The sequence below is a fragment of the Actinacidiphila paucisporea genome (assembly GCF_900142575.1).
In the GTDB taxonomy this organism is placed as follows: Bacteria; Actinomycetota; Actinomycetes; order Streptomycetales; family Streptomycetaceae; genus Actinacidiphila; species Actinacidiphila paucisporea.
Map to the genome: position 1 here is coordinate 26,344 of NZ_FRBI01000042.1, position 16,188 is coordinate 42,531.

10 protein-coding genes are annotated in these 16,188 nt (G+C 72.7%); 6 read left to right on the forward strand and 4 right to left on the reverse strand.

Annotated features, from left to right (window positions below; all coding sequences use genetic code 11):
* Window positions 1–125: 125 nt before the first annotated feature.
* From BUE44_RS33845 to BUE44_RS33860, 4 genes are all read right to left on the reverse strand, one after another.
* Window positions 126–731: an ATP-binding protein gene (locus BUE44_RS33845; RefSeq protein WP_079190323.1), complete on the reverse strand. Its 606-nt coding sequence runs from the start codon at window positions 729–731 to the stop codon at window positions 126–128.
* Window positions 732–1,019: 288 nt separating this feature from the next.
* Window positions 1,020–1,787: an enoyl-CoA hydratase/isomerase family protein gene (locus BUE44_RS33850; protein ID WP_073502860.1), complete on the reverse strand. Its 768-nt coding sequence runs from the start codon at window positions 1,785–1,787 to the stop codon at window positions 1,020–1,022.
* A gap of 46 nt (window positions 1,788–1,833) precedes the next feature.
* Entirely contained in the window at window positions 1,834–3,060 is a 1,227-nt protein-coding gene (locus BUE44_RS33855; protein ID WP_079190324.1) for a L,D-transpeptidase, read from the reverse strand.
* A 473-nt stretch (window positions 3,061–3,533) separates the two neighbouring features.
* Entirely contained in the window at window positions 3,534–4,754 is a 1,221-nt protein-coding gene (locus BUE44_RS33860; RefSeq protein WP_073502862.1) for a L,D-transpeptidase, read from the reverse strand.
* Between the two features lie 318 nt (window positions 4,755–5,072).
* Here BUE44_RS33860 and glgX point away from each other — a divergent pair, with 318 nt between their 5' ends.
* The 6 genes from glgX to BUE44_RS33890 all read left to right on the forward strand — a co-directional run bounded on the left by glgX (window position 5,073) and on the right by BUE44_RS33890 (window position 16,180).
* Window positions 5,073–7,310, forward strand: coding sequence for a glycogen debranching protein GlgX (gene glgX, locus BUE44_RS33865; protein WP_073502870.1), 2,238 nt, complete (start codon window positions 5,073–5,075; stop codon window positions 7,308–7,310).
* 92 nt (window positions 7,311–7,402) lie between these two features.
* Window positions 7,403–8,719: an MFS transporter gene (locus BUE44_RS33870; protein WP_079190329.1), complete on the forward strand. Its 1,317-nt coding sequence runs from the start codon at window positions 7,403–7,405 to the stop codon at window positions 8,717–8,719.
* Window positions 8,720–8,762: 43 nt separating this feature from the next.
* Window positions 8,763–9,509 carry an SDR family NAD(P)-dependent oxidoreductase gene (locus BUE44_RS33875; RefSeq protein ID WP_073502871.1) on the forward strand — a complete coding sequence of 249 codons (747 nt, stop codon included), beginning with the start codon at window positions 8,763–8,765 and terminating at the stop codon, window positions 9,507–9,509.
* A gap of 122 nt (window positions 9,510–9,631) precedes the next feature.
* On the forward strand, window positions 9,632–11,458 hold the full coding sequence (locus tag BUE44_RS33880; RefSeq protein WP_073502863.1) for an ABC transporter ATP-binding protein: 1,827 nt from the start codon (window positions 9,632–9,634) through the stop codon (window positions 11,456–11,458).
* On the forward strand, window positions 11,455–13,323 hold the full coding sequence (locus BUE44_RS33885) for an ABC transporter ATP-binding protein (RefSeq protein ID WP_073502864.1): 1,869 nt from the start codon (window positions 11,455–11,457) through the stop codon (window positions 13,321–13,323). Before BUE44_RS33880 ends, BUE44_RS33885 begins: the two co-directional genes overlap by 4 nt.
* 496 nt (window positions 13,324–13,819) lie before the next feature.
* Window positions 13,820–16,180 carry a M4 family metallopeptidase gene (locus tag BUE44_RS33890; RefSeq protein WP_079190330.1) on the forward strand — a complete coding sequence of 787 codons (2,361 nt, stop codon included), beginning with the start codon at window positions 13,820–13,822 and terminating at the stop codon, window positions 16,178–16,180.
* The last annotated feature ends 8 nt before the right edge of the window (window positions 16,181–16,188 follow it).

Sequence of the window (16,188 nt, forward strand, 5' to 3'; positions counted from 1 at the left end):
CAACGGCTGTTCCACAGGCGCCGCGGACCACACCCCCCCTGCTCCGCGGCGGTCACGAAGAGGCCCCTTCCGCCGTCGTAACCCGACGCGAGGGGCCTCTTCGCATGCCCTTGAGCAGGTCGGAACTACCGCTCGGGCACCCGCAGTTCGAACCAGCTGGTCTTGCCGCGCGGCTGCAGGTCGACGCCCCAGCGGTCGGAGAGCCTGTCCACCAGGAAGAGCCCGCGCCCGCTGATGTCCATCTCGCGCACCGGCAGCAGGCACGGCAGCGCGCGCGAGGGGTCGCGCACCTCGACCCGCACCCAGCCGCGCCGCCGCCGCATCCGCAGCCCGAAGCTGCGGGCGCCGGTGTGGCGTACGGCGTTCCCGACCAGCTCGGAGACCAGCAGCTCCACGGTGTCGCCGTACTGCGGCAGGCCCCACAGCCGGATCACCGACAGCGCCAACCGGCGGGCGGTGGAGGCGGATTCGGGGCGGGAGGTCAGATGGACCTCGCCGGCCGACGGGTCACCCAGCAGGTCGAGCACCGTGCCCGCGGCCTCCGCGGCACTCTCGGGGCCGTCGGTCCCATCGGTGACGCCGGGGCCGTCGGTGCCATCGGTGCCATCGGTGACGCCGGGGCCGTCAGCGACGCCGGGGCCGTCGGCGTCAACGGGCAGTACGGGAACGGCAACCACGGCGGTATGCGCCTTCACCCGCTGCGGCTGCTCGGATCCACCCCTGCCCGACATGAGTTCATCATGGCGGCCCGCATCGCGTTGCGGGGCGCAACCCCGTGAATTGACGAAGAGGAATGACCCCTTCCATCCCACCGTTTCGGCATATGACGGGGGCATGAATCACCCCATCCCGGCCAGTACCACCTGCGGTGTTGGCGAAGCCAACCATCCCGGTGATCGGTGGCGGCCCGGAATCTCTTAAGGCTGGCATAAGACTGCCTTAAGGTGAGCCGCCACCGGCGGGCTACGGCCGTTCGCTCGCCTGTACGGGAATCGTACAGACCTCACCGGGCTTCCCGGTCAGCGGAATTCGGCCTTGCCCGGGCCGTCCTCGATGAAGCTGCGCATTCCCGTCTCGCGGTCGGCGGTCGCGAACAGCCCGGCGAAGAGGCCGCGTTCGATGGCGAGCCCGCTGTCCAGGTCGGTCTCGAGGCCGGCGTCCACCGCCTCCTTCGCGGCCCGCAGCGCGTAGGCCGGCCCCCGGGCCAGCCGCGCCGCCCACGCCAGCGCCCGGGCGTGCACCTCGGCGGCCGGCACCACCTGGTCGACCAGTCCGATCGCCAGCGCCTCGGCGGCGCCCACCATCCGCCCGGTGAAGATCAGGTCCTTGGCCCGGGAGGGCCCCACCAGCCGCGCCAGCCGCTGCGTCCCGCCGGCCCCCGGGATCAGCCCGAGCAGGATCTCCGGCTGCCCCAGCCGCGCGTCCTGCGCGGCGATCCTGATGTCCGCGCACAGCGCCAACTCGCAGCCGCCGCCCAGCGCGTAACCGGTCACCGCGGCGACCACCGGCTTGGGAATCCTGGCCACCGCCGTGAAGGCCTCCTGCAGCGGCCCCGCCCGATCTGCCATGTCCTCGTACGACATGGCCTGCATCTCCTTGATGTCCGCTCCCGCGGCGAACACCTTCTCCCCGCCCCACAGCACCACCGCCCGCACGTCAGGCCGCCTTCCGGCCTCCCGCGCGACCTCCCTGAGGCGGTCCTGCATGGCACTGTCCAGCGCGTTCATCGGCGGCCGGTCCAGCCGGATCGTGCCGACGCCGTCGGCGACTTCGAGGGTCACAGTCATGCCGCGAGACTACGGCGAAGCTCGCCTCGCCCCGCGGCGGACACCGTCAGGACGTCCACTGGCTCCAGGGGAGATTCCAGCCGTTCAGGCCGTTGTACCACTGGACGGTCTTGTCCTTGGAGTTGATGACCTGGACCACGTCGCCGAGGAGCGAGCTGTTGTAGAACCAGGCGGCCGGGGTGGTCGCGTCGCCGGCGCCGCGCACGTCGTGCATGCCGACGCAGCCGTGGCTGGTGTTGCTGTTGCCGAAGACGGAGGGGGCGGCCCAGTAGTTGCCGTGGATGAAGGTGCCCGAGGTGGTCAGCCGCATGGCGTGCGGGACGTCCTTGATGTCGTACTCGCCGCCGAAGCCGACCGTGTCGCCGTTCATCCGGGTGGTGACGTACTTCTCGGAGATCACCATCTTGCCGTTGTAGGTGGTGTGCTCCGGGGCGCCGGAGGAGATCGCGATGGTCCTGATCGCCTTGTTGTCGCGGTAGACCGTCATCGAGTGCTTCGCCGCGTCGACGATGCTGACCTGGCGGCGGCCGATGGTGAAGTGCACCGACTTGCGCTGCTTGCCGTAGACGCCGGGGGCGGCCTCGACGCCCTTGAGGTCCAGGTCGAGGGTGACCCTGGTGCCGGCGGCCCAGTAGGCGGCCGGGCGGATGTACAGCTCCTGGCTGCCGTTCCAGCGGGCGGCGACCGGGACGGACGGGGACGCGCTCACCTTGACGCCGGCCTCGACGGCCTTCTTGTCGGTGATCGGCCGGTTGAACCTGAGGTAGACCTCCATGCCGACGCCCACCGTGGAGCCGTCCTCCGGCGTGAAGTAGCCGACGAAGGTGTCCTTCGGGGTGACGGTGGTGAAGGTCGAGTGCTTGTCGGACTCGCGGCCCGCCGCGTCCTTGGCGCTCGCGTCCACCGTGTACCGCGTCGAGGTGTCGAGGTGGCCGGTCGGGGTCCAGCCGAGGCCGTCGGCGCTGATCTCGCCGGGCACAGCGGTGCCCTTGTCGTCCTTGACCACCACGGTCGACAGCTTGCCGCCGCTCGCGGCGACCTTGAGGGTGCCGGTGGTGGCCACGTCGCCGGCACCGTCGCCCGGCGCTATCGTGACGACCGCGGTCGAGGCGACGGTGTCCGCACTGGACGACGCGCTGGGCGCCTTGGGGTCACCGGCCGCCGAACCGCCGCCCCCGCTGCTGCTGCACGCGGTCGCGAGCAGCAGCAGCGCGCCGAGCGCGAGCGCCGCCGCGTTCTTCCTGATGCCGGGCGCCAGACCTATCGGCTTCACTTCCGCTGCTCCCCTGCCTGCTACCCGCGCTCGCTGCCCTGGACTCCCCCGGACGGCGCTAGACAACCACACCTGCGGCGTGCTCGGGCACCCTGCTATGTCACCAATGCGTCCCAGACAGCTGTGTACCCGGGTACGGTGTGCGGCAGGCTCCGCGGGAGCGGCCGTACGGACGTGCGGACCGGGTGCGTGGCGGTGCGTATCGCCCGCTCTCGGTACGGATCAGCCCTTGCGTGGTCCGGTCGGCTGCGAGGGGCGCGGTTTCGGGTCGGTACTGCACCCCATTTTCCGGCAGTCCGGGTTCGAGCAGGACATCTTCCTCACTCCTTGCTGTCGTGCAGGCGTACAACCGTGCGCACCGGCGCCACGGCATGCGGCAGCGTCGGACACACGGTCGTCAAGATCGACGCACGAGGGAGTGATTCGGTTCCACCAGGCGGGAGTTCACAGGTTCGAACCGTTCGAACGCGGACTTACAGGGCCGAACCGGCGGTCCACTGCTGCCAGGTGAGGTTCCAGCCGCTCATGCCGTTGTCGGGAGCGACCGTGGTGTCGTGGGAGTTGACGACCCGGATGGGGTCGCCGATCAGGGAGTGGGTGAAGAACCAGCCGGCCGGGGTGTCCGGGCCGCCGCCCTTGGTGTCGAGCAGGCCGACGCAGCCGTGGCTGACGTTGGTGCGGCCGAAGACGGCGGGGTCCGACCAGTAGTTGCCGTGGACGAAGGTGCCTGAGCGGGTCAGGCGCATCGCGTGCGGGACGTCGGGGATGTCGTACTCGCCGCCGAAGCCGACGGTCCTGCTGTCCATGCGGGTCACCGGGAACTTCTCGGCGATGACCATGACGCCGTTGTAGGTGGTGTGGCCGGGAGCGCCGGTGGAGACGTCGAGGCTGCGGACGACGCGGCCGCCCCTGCGGACGGTCATGGTGTGCGCCGCCGCGTCGACGGTGGAGCGCTGGTCCCGGCCGATGGTGAAGTGCACGTCCTTGGACTGGGTGCCGTAGACACCGGGGGCCGCCTCGACGTCGCGCAGCCGCAGTCGCAGGGTGACGCGGGTACCGGGCTGCCAGTAGTCGGCGGGACGCAGGTCGAGGCGCTGGTCGCCGAACCAGTGGCCGACGACGGTGGCGGCGGGCTCGGCGCCGACGGTGACGCCGCGTTCGACGGCGGCGCGGTCGGCGACCGGGCGGTTGAAGCGCAGGGTGACGATCATGCCGTCGCCGACGGTGGCGCCCTCCTCGGGGGTGAAGAAGCCGATCACGGTGTGCTGCGGCACGACCGTGGTGAAGACGGCGTGCTTGGCGGCGGTCCGCCCCTGCGGGTCGACCGCGAGGGCGTCCACCGTGTACTGCGTGGCCAGGGCGAGCCGTCCCGCGGGGTGCCAGCTGCGGCGGTCCGCGGACAGCGTCCCGTTCAGGGGGGTGCCGTCGGCGGCCTGTGCGGTGACCCCGCTGAGGGTGCCGTCCGCGACCGTGACGGCGAGGGGGCCGCCGGCGGGTACGTCCTTGGCGCCGTCGCCGGGTGCCACGGTGATCACCGCCCGGGACAGCTCGGGCGCGGCGGCCGTCGCCCGGTCCGCCGGTTTCGCGTCGGGGCCGGCGCCGCCGCCCGCTCCCGCACCGCAGCCGCCGATCGCCAGCACGCACAGCACCGCACCCGCACCCGCACCCGTACCCGCGCGCAGCGCGCGCCTCACCGCTTCTCTCACGCCCCGTCAACGACGCCACCCGCGCCGGGGAAACGCGTCACACCGGCCCGTGTCGCCGCCGCCGGGGTGAGTCCGAGGCCCCAGGTGGGAAAGAATGGTGCAGGGACACGGCAGGCCGCCGGGCACGGGACGCCCGGGCGGCCGGCGCCGTGTCCGAGCCGCGGGAGGAAACACGTGTCGGAGACACGCGAGTTCGGCGTATCCGGGTGGGCGCACGGCTCCCCGCTGCCCACCGCGGCACCGGCCGCCGGCACCGGTCCCGGCCCGGACCTGGAGGCCCGGCCGCAGGGCAGCGGGACCGGCACCCTGGCCGCTCCCCCGCCGCCGCGCGCCGCCCCGGCGCCGGCCATCGGCCGGCAGCGCCCGGCGCCGCGGACGGCCGACGTGTGGCCGGGTTCGCCGCAGCCGCTCGGCGCCCGCTTCCACACCGGGCCCGACGGGCGGGCGGGCACCAACTTCGCGCTGTGGGCGGGCGGCGCGGAATCGGTCGAGGTGTGCCTGTTCGCGCCGGACGGCACCGAGACGCGGGCGCCGCTGACCGAGCTGACGCACGAGGTGTGGCACGGCTTCGTGCCCGGGGTGCTGCCGGGGCAGCGGTACGGCTACCGGGTCGGCGGGCGCTGGGACCCGTGGACGGGCGGCCGGTGGAATCCGGCGAAGCTGCTGCTCGACCCGTACGCGCGGGCGGTGGACGGCGACTTCGTGCTGGTCCCGGAGGTCTACGGGCACGCGCGGGACTGGCCGGAGGCGTCGGTCGCCGACACCGTGCGCGACGACCGCGACTCGGCGCCCTTCGTGCCCAAGGGCGTGGTGGTGGACGACGACGACGACTGGGAGGACGACCGCCGCCCGAAGACGCCGTGGTCGGACACGGTGATCTACGAGCTGCACGTGCGCGGTTTCACCCGCCGCCACCCGGACATCCCCCCGGAGCTGCGCGGCACCTACGCGGGCCTGGCGCACCCGGCGGCGATCGCGCACCTGACCGGGCTCGGGGTGACGGCGGTGGAGCTGCTGCCGGTGCACCAGTTCGCGCACGAGGAGCACCTGGAGCGGCGGGGCCTGCGCAATTACTGGGGCTACAACTCGATCGGCTACTTCGCCCCGCACGCCGCCTACAGCGCCAGCGGCTGCGGCGGCCAGCAGGTCGGGGAGTTCAAGCGGATGGTGCGGGCGCTGCACGCGGCGGGGATCGAGGTGATCCTCGACGTCGTCTACAACCACACCGCGGAGGGCGCCCAGGGCGGCCCGACGCTGTCGCTGCGCGGCATCGACAACCGTACGTACTACCGCCTGGGCGAGGACCCGCGCGGTTACGCCGACTACACCGGCTGCGGCAACACGCTGGCGGTGACGCAGCCGCACGTGCTGCGGCTGATCACCGACTCGCTGCGCTACTGGGTGACCGAGATGGGCGTGGACGGCTTCCGCTTCGACCTGGCGGCGGCGCTGGCCCGCTCGATGCACGACGTCGACATGCTCTCGCCCTTCCTGGCGGTGATCGCCCAGGACCCGGTGCTGCGGCGGGTGAAGCTGATCGCCGAGCCGTGGGACGTCGGCTCGGGCGGTTACCAGGTGGGCGCCTTCCCGCCGCTGTGGACCGAGTGGAACGACCGCTTCCGCGACACGGTGCGGGACTTCTGGCGCGGCGCCACCTCCGACGTGCGCGACCTGGGCTACCGGCTGTCCGGGTCGAGCGACCTCTACGACTGGGGCGGCCGGCGGCCGTACGCGTCGGTGAACTTCGTGACGGCGCACGACGGTTTCACGCTGCGCGACCTGGTCAGCCACCAGCGCAAGCACAACGAGGCCAACGGCGAGGACGGCAGGGACGGAACCGACGACAACAGGTCGTGGAACTGCGGGGCGGAGGGCCCCAGCGACGACCCGGCGGTCGAGGCGCTGCGGCGGCGGCAGGTGCGCAACCTGCTGTCGACGCTGCTGCTGTCGACGGGGGTGCCGATGCTGGTCGCGGGCGACGAGATGGGCCGCACGCAGGGCGGCAACAACAACGCCTACTGCCAGGACAACGAGACGAGCTGGGTGGACTGGTCGCTGCTGGCCGAGCCCGGCTGGGCGGCGCTGCGCGATCTGGCGGCGCGGCTGATCGCGCTGCGCCGGGCGCATCCGGTGCTGCGCAGCGGCGGCTTCTTCTCGGGGCTGGCCACGGCGCCGGAGGGGCTGCGGGATGTGGCGTGGTTCGGGGCGCAGGGGCGGGAGTTGACCGACGAGGAGTGGTTCGCGCGGTCCGCGACGCTGGGGATGTACCTGTCGGGCGCCGACATCCCGCACCGCGACGCCCGGGGCGAGCCGGTGGTGGACGACAGCTTCCTGCTGATCGTGCACGCGCACCACCGTCCGGTGGCCTTCACCCTGCCGGGCATGCCGTGGGGTTCGTCGTACGAGCTGCTGCTCGACACCGCCGCCGAGGAGCAGTCGGCGCCGCCGCGGGTGCCGCCGGCCGCGGCGGGTACGGCGGTACGGGTCGCGGCGCGCTCCGTACGGCTCTACCGGGCGGTGCGGGAGGGGGTGGCGGCGGGCTGAGGAGCCGGGCGAACCGGCGTGCCGTGGAGATGAGTTCAATCACCAGACCAATAGGCGGAACCGGCTGGACTCCGCAAGTGGTCCAGTCCACCATGGGCCCGGTGACCTCCTCCGCACCCAGTCCCGGGCAGGCAGCCACGGGCGCGCCGGGCCTGCCGGCGTACCTCCCGCCCGAGGTACCCCTCTGGTCGACCCCTTTCCGGCTCTACTTCACCGCCCGCTCGGTCGCGATGCTCGGCGACACGATGCTGCCCGTCGCGCTGTCCGCGGGCCTGCTCACCTACGGCTACTCGGTCGGCGACATCGGCCTGGTGATGGCCGCCACCAGCGCGTGTTTCGCCGGCTTCGTCATCTTCGGCGGCGTGCTGGCCGACCGCTTCAACGCCCGCGCCATGATGATCGGTTCCGACCTGCTCAGGGTCGGCACCCAGTCGACGGCCGCCTTCCTCTTCCTCACCCACAGCGTGCGGCTGTGGGAGGTGCTGGTGATCGCGGTCGTCAACGGCACCTGCGCGGCGACCTTCCAACCGGGCGTCGCCAGCACGGTGGTGCGGGTCGCCCGCGATGTGCAGGGTGCCAACGCGGTGACCAGGACCGCGGAGGCCGGGGCCGGCCTGGCGGGACCCGCGCTCGCCGGTGTGCTGGTCGGCTTCAGCTCGGCGGGCGTGGTCTTCGCGGTGCACGCGGCCACCTACCTGACCAGCGGGCTGTGCCTGCTCTTCCTGCGGCTGGCACCCGCGCCGCCGCGGGTCACCACGGCAGGCGAGGCGACCACCTTCCGGGCCGATCTCGTCGAGGGCTGGCGGGAGTTCAGGGCGCGGACCTGGATGTGGGCGGTCATCCTGGTGTGGACGGTCTACACGCTGTGCGTCATGGGCCCCTACACCCCACTGGCCGCCGGCCAGGTCATCCCCGAGCACGGCGCCGGGGCGTACGGCCTGGTCAACTCCTCGCTCGGCGCGGGCACCGCGGTGGGCGCGCTGCTGGCGATGCGCCTGCGCGCGGAACGGCCGCTGCGGGCGGGCAGCTTCGGCGTCCTCGCGGTCGCCCTGATGCCCGCCTCCGTCGGCTTCGACCTGCCGGTGGCCGGGCTGTGCGGCTGCCTGTTCGCCGCCGGCGTCGGCATGGCCTTCTGGGGCGTCAACTGGGCCACCAGCGTGCAGACCCAGGTCCCCGGCGACATCCTCAACCGCATCCACGCCTACGAGGTGGCCGGGTCGGTGGCGATGTTCCCGGTCGGCCAGGCGCTCGCCGGGCCGGCCGCCGCGGCCTTCGGGGCCCGGCACGTCCTCATGGCCGGCGGCGCCATCACCCTCGCGGTGGGCGGCACGCTGCTGTCGATACCCGCGGTGCGCGGACTGCGGCGGGCCGCGCCCGGCAAGGCGGCCCACGGGCAGGTCGACGGCTGATTCCCGCCAGATTCGGATGCCCGGCCCGGCCAGGATCGAGGGCATGGAAACCACCGAGTTCGACGGCAGGACCGCCCTGGTCACCGGAGGCGCCCGCGGCATCGGAGCGGCGGTCGCGCTCCGGCTGGCCGAGGGCGGCGCCGACGTGGCCTTCACCTACCAGCACGACGGGGCGGCCGCCGAAGCCGTCGCCGGCAAGATCAGCGGCATGGGCCGCGGGGCGCTCGCCCTGCGTGCCGACAGCGGCGACCCGGCCGCGATCGAGGACGCGGTGGACCGCGCGGCGGCCGAGTGGGGACGGCTCGACGTCCTGGTCAACAACGCCGGGACCTACGCGGTGGGCCCGATCGCCGACCTGGGCGCGGCGGCATTCGACCGCTCGGTCGCGGTCAACGTCCGCGGCCCCTACCTGGCGGCCCGGGCCGCCTCCCGGCACATGCGCGCGGGCGGCCGGATCATCAGCATCGGCAGCAACGTCGCCGACCGCACCACCTTCCCCGGCCACACCCTCTACGCCCTGACCAAGACCGCGCTGGCCGGCATGACCAAGGGCCTGGCCAGGGACCTCGGCCCGCTGGGCATCACGGTGAACCTGCTGCACCCGGGCCCGACCGACACCGACGCCAACCCGGCGGACGGACCGTACGCGGACACCGTCCGCGGCTTCACCGCGCTGGGCCGCTACGCCGCCGCCGACGAGATCGCCGCGGTCGTGGCGCACCTGGCGTCGGACGCGGCGTCGTACGTGACCGGTGCGGTCGTTCACGCGGACGGCGGCTTCACCGTCTGACACCTGCGCCCCTTCCGGCCCTCGCGACCCGTACGTCCCGGCCGGGTCGCGGGGGCCGGGCGGGGCGCCGGTGGCGAAAACCAGGTGAGAGCTGTCAGTGGGCAACCGTAGTGTCAGGAGTGATGCCTGCCACGACCCCCGACCCCGCGCCCGCCGCCCGCCCGCGGTCCTCGATCCGCTCACTGCTGCGCCTGTGGCCGTACGTCCGGCCCATCCGCGGCCGGCTGGCGACGTCCGCGGTGGTCGGCGTGGTCGCCTCCAGTACGGGCCTGCTGATCCCGCTGGTCCTCAAGTGGCTGGTCGACGGGCCCGTCACCGACCAGGACCCGTCGGGAGTGTGGCTCGGCGGCGGCCTGGTGCTGCTGCTCGGGGTGCTGGAGGCGGGCCTGTTCGGGCTGCGGCGCTGGCTGGTCGCCAGGCCGCTGGCCGGCGTCGAGGCCTCGATGCGCGGCGACCTCTACCGGCGGCTGCAACGGCTGCCGGTGGCCTTCCACGACAAGTGGGCGTCCGGGCAGCTGCTCTCCCGGGCCACCACCGACCTGCAGATCCTGCGGATGTTCCTGGCCTTCCCGCTGGTCTTCCTCTTCGTGAACGCCACGACACTGCTCGTCGGCTTCTGCATCCTGCTGGCGCAGAGCCCGCTGCTGACCCTGGTGCTGCTCGGCCCGGCGGCCCCGCTGGTGGTGCTCTCCATGCGCTTCGAGACGCGGTACGCCCTGGCGGCCCGCCGCGCCCAGGACCAGGCGGGCGACCTGGCCACCCTGGTCGAGGAGTCCGTGCTCGGGGTCCGCATCATCAAGGCCTTCGGGCGCCACCGCACCCAGTCCCAGGCCTTCCACCGCCAGGCCCGCGATCTGCGCGGCACCGAACTGCACAAGGCGCGCCTGCTGTCCGACCTGTGGGCGATCATCATGACGCTCCCCGAACTGGCCATCGGCGTCGCCCTGGTCGTCGGCGTCCTCCAGGTCTCCGACGACAAGCTCTCCGCCGGCACCCTGGTGGCCTTCCTGACCACCGCGCTGGCGCTGCGCTGGCCGGTGGAGTCGATCGGCTTCCTGCTCGCGATGAGCAACGAGGCGGCCACCGCCGCCGACCGCTACTTCGAGCCGATGACGACCGACGGCGCGGAGTCGTCGGCGGGAGCCGAGGCCGGCACGCACCCGGCCGCGCCGCGGGGAGACGGGCTGCGGATGGAAGGCGTGCGGTTCCGCTATCCCGACGCGCCCGCCGGGAGCGCGGCGCTGCTGTGCGGGGTGGATCTGCACATCAGGTCCGGCGAGACGATGGCCCTGGTCGGGGCGACGGGGTGCGGGAAGACCACGCTCACCGCGCTGGTGCCGCGGCTGCACGAGCCGACCGGCGGGCGGATCACGCTGGACGGGGCGGACACCGCGGAAATGGCGGTCGCCCGGCTGCGCGAGCTGGTGGCGGTGGCCTTCGAGGAGCCGACGCTGTTCTCCGCGACCGTCCGGGAGAACGTGGCGATGGGGGCGGGCCCGGACGGCGCCGGGGAGGCCGAGGTGCTGCGGGCGCTGGAGATCGCGCAGTGCGGCTTCGTGCATGCGCTGCCCGACGGGCTCGACACGCAGGTCGGCGAGCAGGGGCTGAGCCTGTCCGGCGGCCAGCGGCAGCGGCTCGCGCTGGCCCGCGCGGTCGTCGGGCGGCCGCAGTTCCTGATCCTGGACGACCCGCTGTCCGCGCTCGACGTGCACACCGAGGCACTGGTCGAGGCGGCGCTGCGCGACGTGCTGCGGGAGACGACCGCGCTGGTCGTGGCGCACCGGCCGTCGACCGTACAGCTCGCCGACCGGGTGGCGCTCATGTCCGGCGGCCGGATCACCGCGGTCGGCACCCACCCCGAGCTGCTGCGGGACAACGCGGAATACCGCCGCCTGATGTCGGGCCTCGACACCGTCGTGGAGCCCCTGGAGAGGAGCGACGCCCGATGACGTCCGCCACCGAGCAGCAGCTCAGGGACGGCCCCGACGAGGCCGAGCGGGCGCCTGCGCCCGCGCCGCCGGCGCCGGACGCCTTCGACCAGGACCGGCTGCCCGCACCCGCGAACGCGCAGGCGGCGCTGCTGCGTTCGCTGCTGGGCCCGCACCGCCGCAGGGTCTGGCTGGCCGCGGTGCTGCTGCTGGTGCAGCAGGCCGCGGTGCAGGCCGGCCCGCTGCTGGTCGCGTACGCCATCGACAACGCGATCCCGCAGGTCCGCGACGGCCGGCACACCGCCCTGATCGCGGTGGCCTGCGGCTACCTGGGCTGCGGGCTCGCCGCCGGCGCCCTGCAGCGCGCCTTCATCCGGATCGCCGCGCTGATCAGCCAGGACGTGCTGATCGACCTGCGCGCCCGCATGTTCCGGCACGCCCAGTCGCTCAGCCTGGACTTCCACGAGCGCTACACCTCGGGCCGGCTGATCGCCCGCGCCACCTCCGACGTCGAGTCGATCAGGGAGCTGCTCACCGACGGCCTGGAGGAGCTGATCGGGGTGGTGCTCTCGGTGGTCTACATCTCGGTGCTGCTGATCTTCCTCGACTGGCGGCTCGGCCTGGTCACCCTGGTGTCGTACCTGCCGCTGTACCTGGCGATCCGCCGCTTCCAGGGCCGCTCGATGATCGCCTACCGCAGGCGCTCCACAGCCATCGCGGCGGTCATCGTCAAGTTCACCGAGACGATGAACGGCATCCGTCCGGTCAAGGCCTTCCGCCGCGAGCAGCCCAACGACGCGTCCTTCGACGAGCTGAACCACCGGCACTACCGGGCGAACGGCGACGCGATCCTGGAGATGGCCCGCTACGTCGTCACCTCCCGGCTGATCGCCAACGTCGCCGTGGCCGGCATCGTGGTGTGGGGCGCCTACCGGGTCGCGGGCGGCGGGATGGCACTGGGGGTGCTCGCCGCCTTCGTGCTGTACCTGCGGCGGCTGTACGACCCGATCGACCGGCTGGGGATGTTCCTCAACTCCTACCAGTCCGCGGCGGCCTCGCTGGAGAAGATCGCCGGCCTGCTCGCCCAGACGCCGACCGTGCCCATGCCCGAGCACCCGGTCGCGCTGCCGCCGACGGCCGGCGGGCGGCCGGGGCGCGAGGTGGTCTTCGAGGGGGTGCGGTTCGGCTACCGGACCGGCGGCGAGGTGCTGCCGTCCTTCGACCTGCGGCTGCCGGCCGGGCAGACCCTCGCGGTGGTCGGCGCGACCGGCGCGGGCAAGTCCACCCTGGCCAAGCTGCTGGCCAGGTTCTACGACCCGACCGGCGGCCGGGTGCTGCTCGACGGCGTACGGCTGAGCGACCTGTCGCCGGCCGACCTGCGCCGCGGAGTGGTCATGGTGACGCAGGAGGCCTTCCTCTTCTCCGGCACCGTCGCGGACAACATCGCCATCGGCCGCCCCGACGCCACCCGCGACGAGGTCGAGGACGCGGCCCGCGCGATCGGCGCGCACGACTTCATCACCGCGCTGCCCGACGGCTACGACACGGACGTCCGCAAGCGCGGCGGCCGCATCTCGGCCGGCCAGCGCCAGCTGGTCGCCTTCGCGCGCGCCCTGCTCGCCGACCCCGGCGTGCTGATCCTCGACGAGGCGACCTCGTCGCTGGACATCCCCGGCGAGCGCGCGGTCCAGTACGCGATGCGCACGGTGCTCACCGGCCGCACGGCCGTCATCATCGCCCACCGCCTGTCCACGGTCGCGATCGCCGACCGCGTGCTGGTGATGCGCGACGGCCGCATCGTGGAGGACGGCACCCCGGCCGAACTCATCGCGGGCGACGGCCACTACGCCCAGCTCGACGCCGCCTGGCGCGACGGCCTGGCGTGAGCGCGCGGGCCACCGCGGGGAGCGGGCGGTGACGAGGGAGCCGTCGATCATGCGGTGGCTCCACTGGCGCTATCGCGCCTACTTCTGTCCCGGATCACCGCAACCGCCCCGCTGATCACGGCGGTCGCGATGCGACGGCGCCTCGGGCGATCCGCCCGGTACGGCCCGATTCGCCGCCGTCACGGGAGCCGCAGAATTCTTCCGCGCGCAACACGGTTCTCACACCTGCCCGCTATGCGGACAGCGCCCTCCGGACACCGAACGAATTTCAGCCAAGTTGGCACCACAGGACTGACATGAACAAGTAAAGAGTGCCACTCTGTGGCCCGTTCCACAGCAACACCACAGCTCTACCCGGGCGGATCACCAACCCCACCCGCCCGGACTGTCTCCGGCCGCTCACCCGTGGCCGCCGCAGAAGGAGTGACGAGTGGCACGATCCCCCCGTACGGCCCGTACGGCAGCAGCCGTCGGCGCGCTGATCGCCGGTGCGGCGATGCTCGCCGTGACACTGCCGGCCGGCACCGCGGCGGCAGAACCCGCCGCACACACCGGCTCGGCGGCCCCGGCCGCGAACACCCACGCGCAGGCCAGGCCGGGCGCCCTGCCCGCCTCGCTGACCCCCGCGCAGCAGGCCGCGCTGACGACGCGGGCCCAGGCGCAGGCGGCGACGACCGCATCGTCGCTGCACCTCGGCGCCCAGGAGAAGCTGGTCGTCAAGTCGGTGTCCCAGGACGCCGACGGCAGCACCCACACCCGCTACGAGCGTACGTACCAGGGACTGCCGGTGCTCGGCGGCGACCTGATCGTGCACCAGAGCCCGGTCGGCGCGACCACCGGCGTGGACAAGGCGACCAACGCCTCGGTCGCGGTGGCCTCCACGACGGCGCTCAAGAGCGCGGACTCGGCGAAGACCTTCGCCCTGTCACGTGCGAAGGCCGACGGCGCCAAGGCCCCGACGGTGGCGAACTCGCCGCGCAAGGTGGTCTGGGCGGCGTCCGGCACCCCGGTGCTCGCCTGGGAGTCGGTGATCGGGGGCCTCCAGGAGGACGGCACCCCCAACCAGCTGCACGTGGTCACCGACGCCGGCACCGGGGCGAAGCTCTTCGAGTACCAGGGCATCGAGACCGGCGTCGGCAACAGCGAGTACAGCGGCCAGGTGAGCATCACCACGACGCTGTCCGGCAGCACCTACCAGCTGACCGACAACACCCGCGGCGGCCACAAGACGTACAACCTGAGCCATGCCACGTCGGGCACCGGCACGCTGTTCACCGACGCCGACGACACGTGGGGCGACGGCAACGGCAGCACCGCGCAGACCGCGGGGGTGGACGCCGCCTACGGCGCCCAGGAGACCTGGGACTTCTACAAGAACACCTTCGGGCGCAACGGCATCGCCAACGACGGCCGGGCGGCGTACTCCCGTACGCACTACGGCAACTCGTACGTCAACGCCTTCTGGGACGACTCCTGCTTCTGCATGACCTACGGTGACGGCAGCGGCAACGCGCACCCGCTGACCGCGCTGGACGTCGCGGGCCACGAGATGAGCCACGGCGTCACCGCGAACACCGCGGGCCTGAACTACTCCGGCGAGTCCGGCGGCCTGAACGAGGCGACGTCCGACATCTTCGGCACGGGCGTGGAGTTCTACTCCAACACCGCCGCCGACCCGGGCGACTACCTCATCGGCGAGAAGATCGACATCAACGGCAACGGCACCCCGCTGCGTTACATGGACCAGCCCAGCAAGGACGGCGGCTCGAAGGACAACTGGTCCTCCAGCCTCGGCGGCCTGGACGTCCACTACTCCTCGGGCCCGGCCAACCACCTGTTCTACCTGCTCTCCGAGGGCAGCGGCGCCAAGGTCATCGGCGGGGTCAGCTACAACAGCCCGACCTACGACAACCTGCCGGTGCCGGGCATCGGCCGGGACAACGCACTGAAGCTCTGGTACAAGTCGCTGACCGAGCGCTTCACCTCGACCACCAACTACGCGTCGGCCCGCACCCAGTCGCTGCAGGCGGCGGCCGACCTGTGGGGCGCCAACAGCGCCACGTACAACACGGTGGCCAACACCTGGGCCGCGATCGGCGTCGGCAGCCGGGTCACCACCCCGACCGGCGTCACGGTGACCAACCCGGGCAACCAGTCCACCAAGGTCAGCACGGCGGTCAGCCTGCAGATCTCGGCCAGCACCAGTAACGGCGGCGCCCTGACCTACAGCGCGACCGGCCTGCCCCCCGGCCTGACGATCGGCGCCTCGACCGGCCTGATCTCCGGCACCACCTCGGCCACCACCGGGACCTACAGCGTGGTCGTCACCGCGAAGGACTCCACCAACGCCACCGGGACGGCGTCCTTCACCTGGACGATCACCTCCAGCGGAGGCGGCGGCTGCACCGCCGGCCAGCTGCTGACCAGCCCCGGCTTCGAGAGCGGCGCCACCGGCTGGACGTACTCCAGCGGTGTGATCGACACCAGCACCGGCGCCCCGGCGCACTCGGGCTCGGCGAAGGCCTGGCTGGACGGCTACGGCGCCACCCACACCGACACGCTGTCGCAGTCCGTGACCATCCCGGCCACCTGCACCAGCGCCAACCTCACCTTCTACCTCTACGTCACCTCCGACGAGACCACCACCACGACCGCCTACGACAAGCTCACCGTCGCGGCCGGCACCACCACCGTGGCCTCGTACTCCAACCTCAACAAGGGCACCGGCTACGTCCAGCGGACGGTCAGCCTCACCCCGTACATCGGCAAGACCGTCGTCCTGAAGTTCACCGGCACCGAGGACGCCTCGCTGCAGACCTCGTTCCTGATCGACGACACCGCCGTCAACGTCAGCTGACACCGGCG